Here is a 15,189-nt window from a genome sequence, read left to right as displayed (position 1 = left end):
AGATGCGCAAGCGGCAAAGATCCTTATCCCGATGGGCACAAGACATCGTTGCCAAAGTTGCTTGGATTATTATGGTTCGATGACCCTACCGCCCCGCCGATTCCGCCTTGCGGCGGCCGCGATTCCCGTCCTGTTCGCGCTTGTTGCCTGCGCGCAAACCGATGTCGCGCCACCATCCACACCTGCAGCCCAAGCTCCGGCGCTGACCTCCGCTCCGGCGCCATCTGCCGCCATTGCGGCGGCGGCACCGGCACCCGCGCCAGCACCCGCCGCGGCACCGCCCGCCGCAAAGACCGACGACGACGAAGACGCCCGCCCTTCGGCCATGACGGCCCAGCTTTTCTATGAAGTGCTGATTGGCGAGCTGACCATGCGCTCCGGCGATCCCGGCGCCGGCTATGCGTTGATGCTTGACTCCGCGCGCCGCACGCGCGACCCGCGGCTTTTCCAGCGCGCGGTCGAAATCGCCCTGCAATCGCGATCCGGCGACGCCGCCCTCGTGGCTGCGCGCGCCTGGAAGGATGCCGTCCCCGATTCACGCGAGGCACGCAGGCTGGAGCTGCAGATCCTCATCGCACTCAATCGCATCGGCGAGACCACGGAGCCGCTGCGCGCCGAGATCGCCGCCACGCCTGTGGTCGAGCGACCGGTGCTCATGGCCGTGATCGCGCGCAACTACTCGCGCGCCACCGACAAGAAGCTGGCCGCGCAAGTGGTCGAAAAGGCCATGACGGATGCAGTCAAGGACCCGGGGACGGCAGCACCGGCCTGGGCCACCATCGGCCGCGTTCGCATGGCCGCCGGCGACAACGCCGGCGCCCTGGATGCCGCCGTCAAGGGCCAGGCGGCCGACCCGGGCGCCGAGGCGCCGGTACTGCTGGCTTTGGACCTCATCGATCCTTCCGAACCGCAGGCAGAGCCAGTGGTCAAGCGCTACCTCGAAGGCCCCAATCCGGTTCCCGAGATACGCCTGGCCTACGCCCGCGTGCTGGCCGAAGGCCGTCGCTACGCCGACGCCAGCAGCCAGTTGTCGCTCCTGACATCGCAAAAGCCGGAACTCGCAGAACCCTGGCTCATGCTCGGCACGCTGCAAACCCAGGCCCGGCAAGACGCCGCAGCCGAAGCGTCGGTCAAGCGCTACATCAGCCTGTCGGCCAAACAGGGCGACACCGACGCGCACAACCGTGGCCTGACGCAGGCCTACTTCATTCTTTCGCAGGTGGCCGAGCGCCGAAAGGACTTCGCCACAGCCGACGCATGGCTGCAGAAGGTCGAAAACAACGACGACCTGGTGGCCACCCAATTGCGCCGCGCGACCTTGCTGGCGCGCCAGGGCAAGGTGCCGCAGGCTCGCGAATTGGTTCGCGAACTGCCCGAAACCTCGCCGGAAGAAAAGCGCCAGAAATTCCAGGCAGAAGTGCAGTTGCTGCGCGACGCCAAGCAATACCAGGCCGCCTACGACATGCTGGCGCAGGCCAGCGCGGCCGCCCCGACCGACGGCGACCTGCTCTACGACCAGGCCATGGTGGCCGAGAAGCTCAACCGCCTGGACGACATGGAGCGCCTGCTGCGCCGCCTGATCGAACTGAAGCCCGACAACCAGAATGCGTACAACGCGCTGGGCTATTCGCTGGCCGATCGCAAGGTGCGCCTGGATGAAGCGCGCGTGCTCATCCACAAGGCCGTGCAACTCGCGCCTGACGATCCTTTCATTGCCGACAGCATGGGCTGGGTGGAGTTCCGCCTCGGCAATGCGAAGGAGGCCTCGCGCATCCTCGAGGCCGCCTACAAGCAAAGGCCCGACCCCGAAATCGGTGCGCACCTTGGCGAAGTGCTTTGGGTTTCCGGCCAGCGCGACCGCGCCATGATGATCTGGAAAGAAGCCCAGATGGCCGACTCCGACAACGAAACCTTGCAGGAAACCCTCAAGCGCCTGCGCGTCAAACTGTGAAGCGTCGCGTTGCGCTGGGTGCGGGCTTCGCCGGAATGCTGACGCTCTCGGGATGCGCCAGCACGGTTGGCGCCTCGAAAGCTACGACTGCCCCGGGCGCCCGAACCATCTGGAGCGGCCGCATGTCGTTGCGCATCGACAGCGCGCCGCCTCAAAGCTTTTCCGCTCTTTTCGACTTGCGCGGCAACGCGCAGGCGGGCGAGCTCACGCTCACCAGCCCCATCGGCAGCACCTTGGGGCTGGCGCGCTGGTCGCCGGGTGAGGCCGTCCTGCAAAACGGATCCGACAGCCGCCGCTTCGATTCGGTCGAAGCCATGATCGAAGCCGCTACCGGCGCCGCCATTCCCATGGACGCACTGTTTGGATGGCTCGACGGCCAGGACAAACCGGTTGCGGGATGGAAGGCGAATCTCAGTCAGGTCGCGTCGGGCAGCATCCAGGCCACGCGCAGCACGCCGCAGCCCACCGCCGAATTGCGCATCCTGTTCGAGCAGCCATGAAGGCCATCTACGACTTGCCCGCGCCGGCCAAGTTGAATCTTTTCCTGCACATCACCGGTCGGCGCGCCGATGGCTATCACCTGCTGCAATCGGTCTTCATGCTGATCGATTGGTGCGACACCCTGCATGTGGAGTTGCGCAAGGACGGCGTGTTGTCGCGCGAGGACCTCACGACACCCTTGCCCGCTGACGACCTGGTGCTGCGCGCGGCGCGGGCGCTGCAGGCTTTTGCCCCTGAAGGTCTTGGCGCCCACATCGGGATTGCCAAGAGCATCCCGGCGCAAGCGGGCATGGGCGGCGGCTCATCGGATGCGGCCACCTGCCTGCTGGCGCTCAACCGACTTTGGGGTCTTCAACTCCCGCTTTCAAAGCTCGAAGAAGTCGGCTTGAAGCTTGGCGCGGACGTCCCTTTCTTCCTGCGCGGCCGCAACGCCTGGGTCGAAGGAATCGGTGAGAAAATCACGCCCGTGGAGGTACCCACCGCGCGTTTCGTGGTGGTCAAACCTGCAGCCGGATTGGACACACTTTCAATTTTTGCTGCGCCGGACCTTCAACGGTCGTCAACGCCTGCTATAATCTCTGGCTTTGCTGCAGTAAGCGCACTTGAAGTCTTCAACTTCGGACGCAACGACCTGCAGCCGGTTGCCCAAAGGCTCTGCCCCGAGGTCACCCAAGCCATCGACTGGCTGGGTTCCAAAGGTCTCAAGGCCCGGATGACCGGATCGGGAAGCGCAGTTTTTGCACCTCTGGTGCAGTGCGATAATTCCGCAGCAAAATTGCAGGAAACGGATCTCTCCGATGCCCATCCAGGCTGGTCGGTTCGTCAATGCGAAAATTTGTCGGTTCACCCCCTCGCCGGGTGGGCAGACAGCGACATTTCATAGGTCGCCGGATTCATCCTTCGGGAGGTGTCCGGAGTCCCGTGTAGGGGAGTCGCCAAGCTGGTTAAGGCACTGGATTTTGATTCCAGCATGCAAAGGTTCGAATCCTTTCTCCCCTGCCAAATTCTTCAAGACCATAGACGGCCCCTCGGGGCCACTCGCATTGCCGGGACGCACAGATGCAGGCTCACAACCCTGATTTCATGGTTTTCACCGGCAACGCCAACCCGGGGTTGGCTGCCGAAATTGCCCAGCATCTCGGCACGACCCTCGGCGCAGCCCGTGTGGGACGTTTTTCAGACGGCGAAGTCACCGTCGAGATCAACCAGAACGTCCGGGCACGCGACGTGTTCGTGGTGCAGTCCACCTGCGCCCCGACCAACGAAAACCTGATGGAACTGCTGATCATGGTCGACGCGCTCAAGCGCGCTTCTGCCGAACGGATCAGCGCAGTGATTCCGTATTTCGGCTACGCCCGCCAGGACCGCCGCCCGCGTTCGAGCCGCGTGCCGATCTCGGCCAAGGTGGTGGCCAACCTGCTGCAAACGGTGGGTGTCGAGCGCGTTTTGACCATGGATCTTCACGCCGACCAGATCCAGGGCTTCTTCGACATTCCGGTCGACAACATCTATGCGTCGCCGGTGCTGCTGGGTGACTTGCGCGCCCAGAACTACGAAGACCTGATCGTGGTTTCGCCCGACGTGGGCGGCGTGGTTCGCGCACGTGCGCTGGCCAAGCAACTGAACACCGACCTGGCCATCATCGACAAGCGTCGCCCCAAGGCGAACGTGAGCGAAGTGATGAACGTCATCGGCGAGATCGACGGCCGCAACTGCGTGATCATGGACGACATGATCGACACGGCCGGCACGCTGGTAAAGGCGGCCGAAGTGCTCAAGGAGCGCGGCGCCAAGAAGGTCTATGCGTATTGCACGCACGCGATTTTCTCGGGTCCGGCCATCGAGCGCATCACGCAGTCGGCACTCGACGAAGTGGTGGTGACCAACACGATTCCGCTTTCCGACGGCGCCAACGCCTGCGGAAAGATCCGCCAGTTGTCCGTGGCACCGCTGATCGCCGAGACGATCCAGCGCATTGCCCGGGGCGATTCGGTGATGAGTTTGTTTTCGGACCAGGACAACCTTTTCTAAGGCGGTCTTGATCCACACGCGGGCCTTCCGTCGGAGGGCCCTTTTTAAATCGGCGTCGCACTGGTCGCGGTCGACGTCCACAGGAGTCAGTCATGAAATTCGTCGCTTTTGAGCGCGCCAAGCAGGGTACGGGTGCGAGCCGCCGTCTCCGCATCTCGGGCAAGACGCCCGGTATCGTCTACGGTGGTGAAGGCCAGCCGCAACTGATCGAAATCGATCACAACGCGCTGTGGCACGCCCTGAAGAAGGAAGCCTTCCACGCCTCCGTCCTGGAGATGGAACTGGCCGGCAACGTCAGCAAGGTTTTGCTGCGCGACGTGCAATACCACCCGTTCAAGCAACTGGTGCAGCACGTCGACTTCCAGCGCGTCGACGCACGCACGCGCCTGTCCATGAAGGTGCCGCTGCACTTCAAGGGCGAGGAAGAATCGACGGCCGTCAAGCTGGACCACAACCTGGTCAACCACGTGATGAACGAAATCGAAGTCACCTGCTTGCCTTCGGACCTGCCTGAGTTCATTGAAATCGACCTGTCGGGCCTGACCAAGAACGCCACCGTCACCGTCAACGACATCAAGCTGCCCAAGGGCGTGAAGTTCGTGAGCCACGGCAAGCTGAACCCGGTCGTGGTTTCGGCCGTGTCGCCGCGCGTTGAAGAAGAAGCGGCTCCCGCTGAAGGCGCTGCCGCTCCCGAAGCTGCCGCACCGGCAAAGGGTGGCAAGCCTGCTGCCAAGACCGCCAAGAAGTAATCCGCTTCCTGCGCGTCCAAACGGCCCACTTCGGTGGGCCTTTTTTTTGACCCACGATAATTCCAGACATGATCAAGTTGTTCGTTGGGCTGGGCAATCCCGGCCCTGAATACGAGGCCACGCGGCACAACGCGGGCTTCTGGTGGATCGACGCCCTGGCGCGCGAACTGAAGGTGACGCTGGTGCCCGAGCGCAGCTATCACGGCTTCGCGGCGCGCGCGAACGTCGGAGGCCAGAGCGTGTGGCTGCTTCAGCCCCAGACATTCATGAACCTGTCGGGCAAGTCGGTTTCGGCGCTGGCGCGCTTTTTCAAGATTGCGCCCAACGAAATGCTGGTGGTGCATGACGAACTCGACATCGTGCCGGGCCAGGCCAAGCTCAAGCTGGGCGGAAGCCACGCCGGCCACAACGGCCTGCGCGACATCCATGCGCAAACGGGCACCGACGACTATTGGCGCCTGCGCCTGGGCATCGGCCATCCCGGCGTGAAGTCCGAGGTGGTGAGCTGGGTGCTGAAAAAGCCGCTGCGCGAGCAGCGCGACCTCATCGACGAAGCCATCGTCCGATCGCTGAAGGCGGTGCCCGCGCTGGTGGCCGGCGAGATGGAAAAGGCCACCGTCATCATTCACACCAGCAAGCCGCCGCGGCCCAAACCGCCGCGACGCGAACCGGGTGACGACAGCAAAGGCGGCGAGACAGCCCCAAGCTGACAAGAAGGATAAAAGGGAGGAGAGAAAAATGAGACTGATCCAGATCGCGGTGGGTTTGTTTGCCACCACAGGCATCGCGTGGACGAATGCGCAGGCCGGACCCGCCATCTGGCGCTGCGGCAACACCTACAGCGAACAACCCTGCGCTGGCGGCAAGACCATCTCGCCTGGCGCGGCGCCGAGTGCCGAACAACGCCGGCAGGCCGATGCCGCCACGGTTCAGAACATGGCCACCGGCGCATCCATGGAACGGGAGCGCCTGAAACTGGAGGCGAAGGCGCAACGCGAGCCGATCCTGTTGGTGCATGAGCGCAACACGCCGCCCGCCGAGGCGACGCCGGTCGGTCGTACCGTTGTCAAGAAGAAAAAGGATCGTCCCAAGTCCGAGCACTTCACGGCGAGCTATTCGCACCCGACGGAGAAGAAGGCAAAGAAGGCCGCGGCGGGCGGCGACAGCTGAAGTCTAGGAATTGGAATTGGCGGGTGACCCGGCGACCGGCGCCGCACCTGCATTCGACGGCGCCTTGGCCGCCGCCAGCCGCTCGAACTTCTGCCAAAGCGTCTCGCGCGTCTCGACGTGCGCCGGGTTCACCGGAATGCACGCGACCGGGCACACCTGCACGCACTGCGGCTCATCGAAGTGGCCAACGCACTCGGTGCACTTGTGCGGATCGATCTCGTAGATCTCCACGCCCATGTAGATCGCGTCGTTCGGGCACTCGGGCTCGCAGACATCGCAGTTGATGCATTCGTCAGTGATCATGAGGGCCATGGGTCGATTATCGGCCGCCCGCCCCTCGCTTGCCACGGCTGCGCCCAAGCCCCCACGGTGCAAGCGCAAACCCCGGCACGACCATTGCTGGGCTCGGGTTATGCTGCGCCCCGCCCCACCATGAGTCTGTTCCTGTTCAAGCGCATTCTGACTTTGATTGCCACGCTGATTGGCGCTTCGATCATTGTCTTTCTGGTGCTGGAAATCCTGCCCGGCAACGCCGCGCAGATGCTGATGGGCCCGGACGCGTCGCCGGATGCGGTCGCCGCGCTGACCGTCAAACTGGGGCTCGACCAGCCGGCATGGACCCGCTACTGGCACTGGGTGGGCGGCATGTTCAGCGGCAACCTTGGCAACAGCTACGCCTACGACTCACCCGTGCTCGAACTCATCGCCGAGCGCCTGGCACTCACCGTGCCGCTGGCGCTCATGGCGATGCTGTTCACCACGGTGCTGGCGCTGATCGTGGGCGTGACGGCTGCTGCGCGTCACAACAAACTGGGCGATGTGGGGCTGATGGGCCTGACGCAGGTGGGCATTGCCATTCCCAACTTCTGGTTTGCGATCCTGCTCATCCTGATCTTTTCGGTGGAGTTGCAGTGGTTCTCCGCGGGCGGCTTTGACGGATGGGGCGAAGGCGTGATGCAGGGGCTGAAGGCCTTGCTGTTGCCGGCCCTGTCGCTTGCCGTGGTGCAGGCGGCGATCCTCGCGCGCATCACGCGTTCGGCGGTGCTCGAAGTGATGCGCGAAGACTTCGTTCGCACTGCGCGGGCCAAGGGTGTGTCGCAACGCACGGTACTGTGGGTCCATGTGCTGCGCAACGCGATGATCCCCGTCGTCACGGTGATGGGCCTGCAGTTTGCGGAACTGCTCGCCGGAACCATCGTGGTGGAGAACGTGTTCTACCTGCCGGGCTTGGGCAAGCTGATTTTTCAGTCGATCAGCAACCGGGACCTGATCGTGGTGCGCAACTGCGTGATGCTGATTGCGGCGATGGTGGTCGTCGTGAATTTCGTGGTTGACGTGCTCTACGCGGTCATTGATCCGCGCATCAAGGCCAGCGATATATGAGACCCCCCGGCTTTTCACTTCGCTTCGCTGCGTGTAACTCCACCCCCGGGGGGGAAGGCACGGCCCGGCGGCGGCCGCCATGAGCAGCCTCCCCATCCCCACCCCCAGCGCGGCGGCGTTCAAGGTTCCGGGCTTCTGGCGGCGCGCGCTGCATCACCGCAGCTTTGTGCTGGGTGGCACGCTCACTGCGCTGCTCCTGCTGGCGGCGGCCGTGTCGCTGGTCTGGACGCCGTGGTCGCCCTACGAGATGAATTTGCCGGACAAGCTCAAGGCGCCGAATGCGTCGCACTGGCTCGGCACCGATGTGTTCGGACGCGACGTCGCGTCTTTGCTGCTCGTGGGCGCACGCGCGTCGATTCTGGTGGGCGTGATCGCCGTGAGCATCGGCCTCGTGGTTGGCACAGCCCTCGGCCTGCTGGCTGCCGCGCGCCGGGGCTGGGTCGAGGAGGCGATCATGCGGCTGACCGATTTCACGCTCGCGTTCCCGGCCATCCTCTCGGCGATCATGATGACGGCGGTGTTCGGCGCCGGCATCGTCAACGCGATCATCGCGATCGGCATCTACAACATCCCGACTTTTGCGCGGATCACGCGGGCGTCGGCGAACGCGATCTGGTCGCGCGAATATGTTGCGGCCTCGCGAGCCTGCGGCAAGGGGGCGTTCGCCATCACGATGCAGCACGTGCTGCCCAACATTTCGGCGGTGCTGATCGTGCAGATCACCATCCGTTTCGCCATCGCCATCCTGGCGGAGGCGGCGCTTTCCTATCTGGGGCTGGGCACGCAGCCGCCGCAACCGTCGTGGGGCCGCATGTTGGCCGAGGCGCAGACGATGATGTTCCAGGCGCCGTTGCTGGCGGTGTTCCCCGGCGTCGCCATTGCGCTGGCGGTGCTGGGACTCAACCTTTTGGGCGACGGTCTGCGGGATCTGCTGGATCCGCGCCTGGCAAGAGCCCGATGAACATGCACCCCCACGCTCATCACTTCGTGTATCGCTGCCCCCCGAGGGGGCGCTCAACGCCCTTCGGGCGGCCGGGCGGGCGTTGAACATGCACCCCCACGCTCATCACTTCGTGTATCGCTGCCCCCCGAGGGGGCGCTCAACGCCCTTCGGGCGGCCGGGCGGGCGTTGAACATGCCCCTCCTCGAAGTCAACAACCTCCACGTCCACCTGCAAACGCAGCGCGGTCCTGCCGAAGCGGTGCGCGGCATCGGCTTCACGCTGGAGCGTGGCGAGACGCTGGGCATCGTGGGTGAATCGGGTTGCGGCAAGTCGATCACCGTGCAGTCGCTGATGGGGCTACTGCCTTCCAGCGCGCAGGTGACGGGCAGCATCCAATTCGACGGCCAGGAACTGGTGGGTCTGGACGAGGCCGCCATGTGCAAGATCCGTGGCGATCGCATCGGCATGATTTTTCAGGAGCCGATGACGGCCCTCAACCCGGTGCACACCATCGCGCGGCAGGTTGGCGAACCCTTGCGGCTGCACCGCGGACTCTCGGCGGCCGACGCGCGCAAGGAAGCGCTGGCGCTGCTGGAGCGGGTCGGCATCCCGGATGCTGCCTCGCGACTTGACGCATATCCGCACCAGTTCTCCGGCGGCCAGCGCCAGCGCATCGGCATTGCGATGGCGCTCGCCTGCGGGCCCGACCTGCTGATCGCCGACGAGCCCACGACCGCGCTGGACGTCACGATCCAGAAGCAGATCCTCGAACTCATCAAGGGCCTGGTGGCCGAACGGGGCATGGCACTGATCCTGATTTCGCACGATCTGGGCGTGATCGCGCAGAGCGTCTCGAAGATGCTCGTGATGTACGGAGGCAGCGTGGTCGAGGCCGGCCCGACCGCCGCGGTTTTTGCCGACCGCGAGCACCCGTACACGCAGGGCCTGTTTGCGGCGCGCCCGGCCCTCAACGCACCGCGCGGCCAGCGCCTGGCGACCATACGCGGCAGCGTGCCTGAACTGGTCGACCTGCCGCCCGGTTGCCCCTTTGCCGGACGCTGCGCGTTCACCATCGACGCCTGCCACACGACTCGCCCCCCCGCTACGCTTCTTCCCCCCTCCCCTCCCGGGGGAGGGCCGGGGTGGGGGCAACCCGCAACAAGCGCACCCGCATCAACTCACGAAGTCCGCTGCATCCGCCTGGACGACGTGCGCGCCGCCCTCACCGAAAAGGCCCCCGCGTGACCGAAGCCCCCCTGCTCGAAGTCACGGACCTCGTGCGCCACTACACCCTGCCGCGCGAAAAGCTCTTCGCGCCCCCAGCGCAGGTGAAGGCACTCAACGGCGTGAGCTTCAGCATGCAGGCGGGCCGCAGCCTCGGCATCGTCGGCGAGTCCGGTTCGGGCAAGTCAACCATTGCACGCCTCGTGATGGCGCTCGACCAGCCCACCTCCGGCAGCGTCCGCCTGATGGGCCGCGACCTGCACGCCCTGCCCCGCGCCGAACTGCGTGCCGCCCGGCGCGACCTGCAGATGGTGTTCCAGGACCCCTACGGCTCCCTCGACCCGCGGCAGACCGTCGCACGCATCGTTGCCGAGCCGCTGGAAGCTCTCGCCGAAACCACCCGCGCCGAGCAGCGCGAGCGGGCGGCCGAAAGCCTGGCGGCCGTCGGGCTGCGCAGCGCCGACCTGCACAAATACCCCCACGAGTTCTCCGGCGGACAGCGCCAACGCATCGCCATTGCTCGGGCGCTCATCACCCGACCGCGCCTGATCGTCGCCGACGAACCGGTGAGCGCGCTCGACGTGTCGGTGCAGGCGCAGGTGCTCAACCTCATGCAGGACCTTCAACAGGAATTCGGCGTGAGCTACCTCCTCATCAGCCACGACCTGGCGGTGGTGAACCACCTTTGCGACGAGGTCTGCGTGCTGCACCGCGGCCTGGTCGTCGAGCGCGGCGCGCCCGGACGGCTGTTCACCCATGCCGAGCACCCGTACACACGGGAATTGCTGGCGGCCGTGCCACGCGCCGAACCGCCCCCTCGTCAGATGATGTAACGTCTCTGTTGCTTATCACCGTTCACAACTTTTATTACCCGAGCTGGAGTTCTTGTTATGTTGAAACGCCGCACCCTCCTGACCACTGCCGCGCTGGGCACCCTGCCGCTGACGCTTCCCCCTGCGGCGTTCGCCCAGTCCAGGAAGGACGCGATGGTGCTCGGCATGGCGCTGGAACCGCCGGGGCTGGATGCGACCGCGAACGCCGCCGCGGCCATCGGCGAGATCACGCTCTACAACATCCACGAGACACTGACCAAGATCAACGCCGGCAGCAAGGTCACGCCCTTGCTGGCGGAAAGCTGGGAGATCTCGCCCGACCTCAAGACCTACACCTTCAAGTTGCGCAAGGGCGTGAAGTTCCAGAACGGCGAGCCCTTCAACGCACAGGCCGTCAAGTTCTCCTTCGACCGCGCCGGCTCCGAAAAAAGCACGAACAAGGACAAGCGCACCTTTGCGAACCTGAGCACGCAAGTGATCGACGAGCACACCGTCGTGCTCATCAACAAGGAAATCGACCCGGACCTGCCCTTCCTGCTCGGCCAGCCAACGGCCATGATCGTCGAGCCCAAGAGTGCCGACACCAATGCCACGCAGCCGGTGGGAACCGGCCCGTACAAGCTGCAAAGTTGGGTGAAGGGTTCCTCGCTGGTGCTGACGACCTGGGATGGCTTTCGCAATGCCTCGGCCATCAAGCTCAAGCGCGTGACTTTCCGCTTCATCTCGGACGCAGCCGCGCAAGCGACGGCGCTGCTCGCAGGCGACGTGGATGCGTTTCCGCGCATCGGCACCCGCGTGGTGCCGCAGTTCAAGGCCAACCCGCAATTCCAGGTCATCCTAGCCGGATCGCTGGCGAAGACCATCGTTTCAATCAACAACAAGCACAAGCCGCTGGACGACGTGCGCGTACGCCGCGCGATCCTCGCGGCAATCGACCGCAAGGCGGTGATCGAAGGCGCGGCAGACGGGTTCGGCGTGCCCATCGGGAGCCATTACGTGCAGGGCCTGCCGGGATATATCGACACGACGGCCATCAACCCCTACGACCTCGAAAAGGCGAAAAAGCTGCTGGCCGAGGCCGGCGTGAAGACGCCGCTGGAACTCACCATGCCGGTGCCGCCGCCACCGTACGCACGCCAGGGCGGCGAAGTGATCGCAGCGCAACTCGCCAAGATCGGCATCGTGGTGAAGCTCCAGAACGTCGAGTGGGCGCAATGGCTCAGCGGCATCTACGGCGGCGCGCACAACTACGACCTCACCATCGTCTCGCACGCCGAGCCCTTCGACCTGGGTAACTACGCCAAGCCGGACTACTACTGGGAATACCAGTCGAAGGAATTCAACGCGGTGTACGACAAGATCAAGGCCACGGGCAACGCCGCCGAGCGCAACAAGCTGCTGGGCGACGCGCAGAAGATCCTGGCCACCGACGCCGCCAACGCCTTCCTCTTCCAGCCGCAATTTCCGATCGTTGCAAAGAAGGGCGTCAAGGGCCTGTGGACCGCGATGCCGATCTTCTGCAACGACCTGTCGACAATGAGCTGGTAAGGGCTCGGCCGCTGCATGAACGACGCTTTGCACGCTGTCTCCGCGGCCGAACTGGTCGCAGGTTATCGCGAGGGTACGCTCTGTCCGGTCGAGGTGACGCAGGCGGTGCTCGACCACATCGAGCGCTGGGAGCCGCACCTGCAGGCCACGTGGCTGCTGCGGCCCGACCAGGCGCTGGAGCAGGCACACGCCTCGGAAAGGCGCTGGCACAACGGGCAGCCTTTGGGTCCGCTCGACGGCGTGCCGATCACCATCAAGGAGAACATCGCCACGCGCGGTGATCCGATGCCCGCGGGCACCGCAGCGGTCGACCTGCGGGCCGCAACCGCCGACGCACCGCCCGCGGCGCGGATGAAGGAATCCGGCGCCATCGTCGTGAGCAAGACGACGATGCCGGACTACGGCATGTTGTCTTCAGGGCTCTCGAGCTTTCACCGGTTGGCGCGCAATCCGTGGGATCTGTCGCTTACGCCGGGTGGTTCCAGCGCGGGCGCGGGCGCGGCAACGGCGGCCGGCTACGGGCCGCTGCACATCGGCACGGACATCGGCGGCTCGCTTCGCCTGCCGGCATCGTGGTGCGGCATCTTCACGCTCAAGCCCAGCCTGGGGCGCATTCCCATCGATCCGCCCTACATGGGTCGCGCGGCAGGGCCCATTACGCGAACGGTCGCCGACAGCGCCTTGGCCATGCAGGTGCTGTCACAACCCGACGCGCGCGACAGCATGAGCCTGCCGGCGCAAGACATTGACTGGGCGTCTTTCGACGTCGATGCCGGCCACCTGAAGGGCTTGCGCATCGGCCTGCTGCTCGACGCGGGATGCGGGCTGGCCGTGGAGCCTGAAATTCGTCAGGCGGTGCAACAGGCCGCGCGCTGGTTCGAGCAGGCGGGCGCCATCGTGGAAGTGATGCAGCCTTTCATGTCGCAGCCCATGCTCGACGGCATGGACCACTTCTGGCGCATGCGCTCGCTGGTGGACATGAACGCGCTGCGCGCCGAACAGCGCGCCAGGGTGCTGCCGTACATCCGCCAATGGGCCGAGAGCGCTGCGCAGTTCAGCGGCGAGCATGTGTTCCGCGCATTCAGCCAGTTCCACGCCACGCGCGTTGCTGCCGTCAATGCCTGTGCGCGCTTTGACTACGTGATCTCGCCGACTGCGCCCAATCTGCCGGCGGCGGCCGAACTGCCCTCGCCTACCAACGACCCGATGCGGCCGCTGGAGCACATCGGCTTCACCGTGCCCTTCAACATGTCGGAGCAACCTGCGGCGTCGATCAACTGCGGCTACACACGGGAAGGCTTGCCGATCGGGATGCAGATCGCGGGGCATCGCTTCGATGATCTGGGCGTGTTGCGCGTATCGCGCGCCTTCGAGCAGATCCGCGCGCCACAGCGTCCGTGGCCGGAGCCACCGGCGGAGTGATTTCTGGCGCCGGCGTCCGTCTCAAACCAGATACGACGCCAGCAGTTCACGCGCCCGCGATACGAAGTCGGTCTCACCGCGCCGCGCCGGCAAGAAATGAAAGGCCACGCGCGGCAAGGCAGGCAGGCCGTGCGGCGGCACCAGCGGCGTCACGCCCTCGCCCATGGCGGATTCGTTGAGGCAGGCAACGCCCAGCCCAGCCGCGAGCGCAGACTGCAACCCTGCCACGCCGGATGCGACGTGCGCCACCGAGTAGGGCACGCGGCGCTTTTGCAATAGTTGCTCGGTGAACTGGCGCAACGAGCAATTGTCCGGCAAGACCAGCAGCCGCAACGGCTCGCCGCGCGTGACGCGCAGTCCACTCGCGCCCATCCACGCCAGGGACTCTCGCCGCAAGACAGGTGCCTGCGCGGATGCGCTGTCTTTCTGCACAGAACCCACGACCCGCATCGACAGGCCCACATCGAAATCGCCGCGCGCGTAGGCTGCCTCAATCTCGCTGCTCTTGAGAATGCTCACGTTCAGGCGTGTCTGCGGATAGCTCTGGCCCAGGCGGCTCAGGAGCTTGGTCAGCTCTTGCGGCCTGAAGTAGTCGGTCACGGCGAGGCGAAGCTCGCCCTGCAATGCGTCGCCGCGGATGTCGCGAAGCGCCTCGTCGGCCAGCGCGACGAGGCGCTGCGCATGCGCCTGCAGGCGCGTGCCCGCGCCGGTCGGCACGACGCCGAGTTTGCTGCGCGCCAGCAAAGCCTGCCCTGCCCGCTCTTCCAGCTTGCGCATCTGTTCGCTCACGGCGGATTGCGAAAGAAAGACCCGTGGCGCAGCCGCCGTCAGGCTGCCGGCGTCGATCACCGCGAGGAAGGTTCGAAGCTGCTCAAGATCGAGTCCCTGCATGTTTTATCCATTCGAATAACAGATGACATGCATCATATCTTCCCGCTTTTCAGATGGCACGTGCAATCCCAGAATGACCGCACCATCAACGAAAGGACACACGCCATGCCACACATCGCCATTCACCTCTCCGGGCAACCCGACGCGCAACTTACCCGCAAGGCCGTCGACAAGGTGGCCGAGTTGACGCAGACCGTTCTGGGCAAGGAACTGCCCGTCATCGCCGTCACCGTGCAATACATCGCGGCCGACGCCTGGTTCGTCGGTGGCCAGTCGCTCGCCGAATTGGGCAAGTCGGCCTTCAACCTGGACATCAGCATCACGGACGAGACCAACACGAAGGCGCAGAAGGCGCGCTACATACGCGAGATTCATTCAGCCATGGCGGCGTTGCGGGGCAACCTCCACGAGGTGTCGTACGTGCATCTCATCGACGCGCGCGCCGCCGCCTATGGCTATGGCGGGCATACGCAGGAGTACCGCCATCAGCAAGCGGGCGTTTGAGCACGCGCTTTTGCACGAGGCGAAGCGGACGGCACAATG

16 protein-coding genes and 1 tRNA gene are annotated in these 15,189 nt (G+C 65.0%); 15 read left to right on the top strand and 2 right to left on the bottom strand.

Annotation, left to right across the window (positions count from 1 at the left end; all coding sequences use genetic code 11):
• Positions 1 to 79: 79 nt before the first annotated feature.
• From QTI66_RS17180 to QTI66_RS17145, 8 genes are all read left to right on the top strand, one after another.
• A complete protein-coding gene (locus tag QTI66_RS17180) occupies positions 80 to 1,951 on the top strand; it encodes a tetratricopeptide repeat protein (protein ID WP_286561042.1) in 1,872 nt (623 codons plus the stop codon).
• A gap of 122 nt (positions 1,952 to 2,073) precedes the next feature.
• Positions 2,074 to 2,451, top strand: coding sequence for a lipoprotein insertase outer membrane protein LolB (locus QTI66_RS17175; RefSeq protein ID WP_286561041.1), 378 nt, complete (start codon positions 2,074 to 2,076; stop codon positions 2,449 to 2,451).
• On the top strand, positions 2,448 to 3,335 hold the full coding sequence (ispE, locus tag QTI66_RS17170) for a 4-(cytidine 5'-diphospho)-2-C-methyl-D-erythritol kinase (RefSeq protein WP_286561040.1): 888 nt from the start codon (positions 2,448 to 2,450) through the stop codon (positions 3,333 to 3,335). The genes QTI66_RS17175 and ispE overlap by 4 nt, the downstream gene beginning before the upstream one ends.
• A gap of 42 nt (positions 3,336 to 3,377) precedes the next feature.
• Positions 3,378 to 3,454, top strand: a tRNA-Gln gene (locus QTI66_RS17165).
• Positions 3,455 to 3,511: 57 nt separating this feature from the next.
• Positions 3,512 to 4,483, top strand: coding sequence for a ribose-phosphate pyrophosphokinase (locus tag QTI66_RS17160; RefSeq protein WP_286561039.1), 972 nt, complete (start codon positions 3,512 to 3,514; stop codon positions 4,481 to 4,483).
• A gap of 92 nt (positions 4,484 to 4,575) precedes the next feature.
• On the top strand, positions 4,576 to 5,232 hold the full coding sequence (locus tag QTI66_RS17155; protein WP_286561038.1) for a 50S ribosomal protein L25/general stress protein Ctc: 657 nt from the start codon (positions 4,576 to 4,578) through the stop codon (positions 5,230 to 5,232).
• A 68-nt stretch (positions 5,233 to 5,300) separates the two neighbouring features.
• Entirely contained in the window at positions 5,301 to 5,942 is a 642-nt protein-coding gene (pth, locus tag QTI66_RS17150; protein WP_286561037.1) for an aminoacyl-tRNA hydrolase, read from the top strand.
• 28 nt (positions 5,943 to 5,970) lie between these two features.
• Positions 5,971 to 6,402, top strand: coding sequence for a hypothetical protein (locus QTI66_RS17145; RefSeq protein ID WP_286561036.1), 432 nt, complete (start codon positions 5,971 to 5,973; stop codon positions 6,400 to 6,402).
• 3 nt (positions 6,403 to 6,405) lie between these two features.
• Here QTI66_RS17145 and QTI66_RS17140 read toward each other — a convergent pair whose 3' ends face one another.
• On the bottom strand, positions 6,406 to 6,714 hold the full coding sequence (locus tag QTI66_RS17140) for a YfhL family 4Fe-4S dicluster ferredoxin (RefSeq protein ID WP_286561035.1): 309 nt from the start codon (positions 6,712 to 6,714) through the stop codon (positions 6,406 to 6,408).
• A gap of 120 nt (positions 6,715 to 6,834) precedes the next feature.
• Here QTI66_RS17140 and QTI66_RS17135 point away from each other — a divergent pair, with 120 nt between their 5' ends.
• From QTI66_RS17135 to QTI66_RS17110, 6 genes are all read left to right on the top strand, one after another.
• Positions 6,835 to 7,785 (top strand): ABC transporter permease, encoded by a 951-nt coding sequence (locus QTI66_RS17135; protein WP_286561034.1) that lies wholly within the window; start codon positions 6,835 to 6,837, stop codon positions 7,783 to 7,785.
• Positions 7,786 to 7,864: 79 nt separating this feature from the next.
• Positions 7,865 to 8,746, top strand: a complete 882-nt coding sequence (locus QTI66_RS17130; RefSeq protein WP_286561033.1) for an ABC transporter permease — start codon at positions 7,865 to 7,867, stop codon at positions 8,744 to 8,746.
• A 174-nt stretch (positions 8,747 to 8,920) separates the two neighbouring features.
• The gene (locus QTI66_RS17125) at positions 8,921 to 9,973 is read left to right on the top strand and encodes an ABC transporter ATP-binding protein (RefSeq protein WP_286561032.1); all 1,053 of its coding nucleotides are present in this window, start codon (positions 8,921 to 8,923) and stop codon (positions 9,971 to 9,973) included.
• Entirely contained in the window at positions 9,970 to 10,785 is an 816-nt protein-coding gene (locus tag QTI66_RS17120) for an ATP-binding cassette domain-containing protein (protein WP_286561031.1), read from the top strand. The genes QTI66_RS17125 and QTI66_RS17120 overlap by 4 nt, the downstream gene beginning before the upstream one ends.
• 57 nt (positions 10,786 to 10,842) lie before the next feature.
• Entirely contained in the window at positions 10,843 to 12,333 is a 1,491-nt protein-coding gene (locus QTI66_RS17115; RefSeq protein WP_286561030.1) for an ABC transporter substrate-binding protein, read from the top strand.
• A 15-nt stretch (positions 12,334 to 12,348) separates the two neighbouring features.
• Positions 12,349 to 13,755, top strand: coding sequence for an amidase (locus QTI66_RS17110; protein ID WP_286561029.1), 1,407 nt, complete (start codon positions 12,349 to 12,351; stop codon positions 13,753 to 13,755).
• A 21-nt stretch (positions 13,756 to 13,776) separates the two neighbouring features.
• Here the strand turns inward: QTI66_RS17110 and QTI66_RS17105 are convergent, their stop codons facing one another.
• Entirely contained in the window at positions 13,777 to 14,646 is an 870-nt protein-coding gene (locus QTI66_RS17105; RefSeq protein WP_286561028.1) for a LysR family transcriptional regulator, read from the bottom strand.
• Positions 14,647 to 14,751: 105 nt separating this feature from the next.
• Here QTI66_RS17105 and QTI66_RS17100 point away from each other — a divergent pair, with 105 nt between their 5' ends.
• On the top strand, positions 14,752 to 15,150 hold the full coding sequence (locus QTI66_RS17100; protein ID WP_286561027.1) for a tautomerase family protein: 399 nt from the start codon (positions 14,752 to 14,754) through the stop codon (positions 15,148 to 15,150).
• The last annotated feature ends 39 nt before the right edge of the window (positions 15,151 to 15,189 follow it).

This window comes from Variovorax brevis (genome assembly GCF_030317105.1).
Taxonomy (GTDB): Bacteria; Pseudomonadota; Gammaproteobacteria; order Burkholderiales; family Burkholderiaceae_C; genus Variovorax; species Variovorax brevis.
This window is presented reverse-complemented; position numbering and strand designations above follow the sequence as displayed.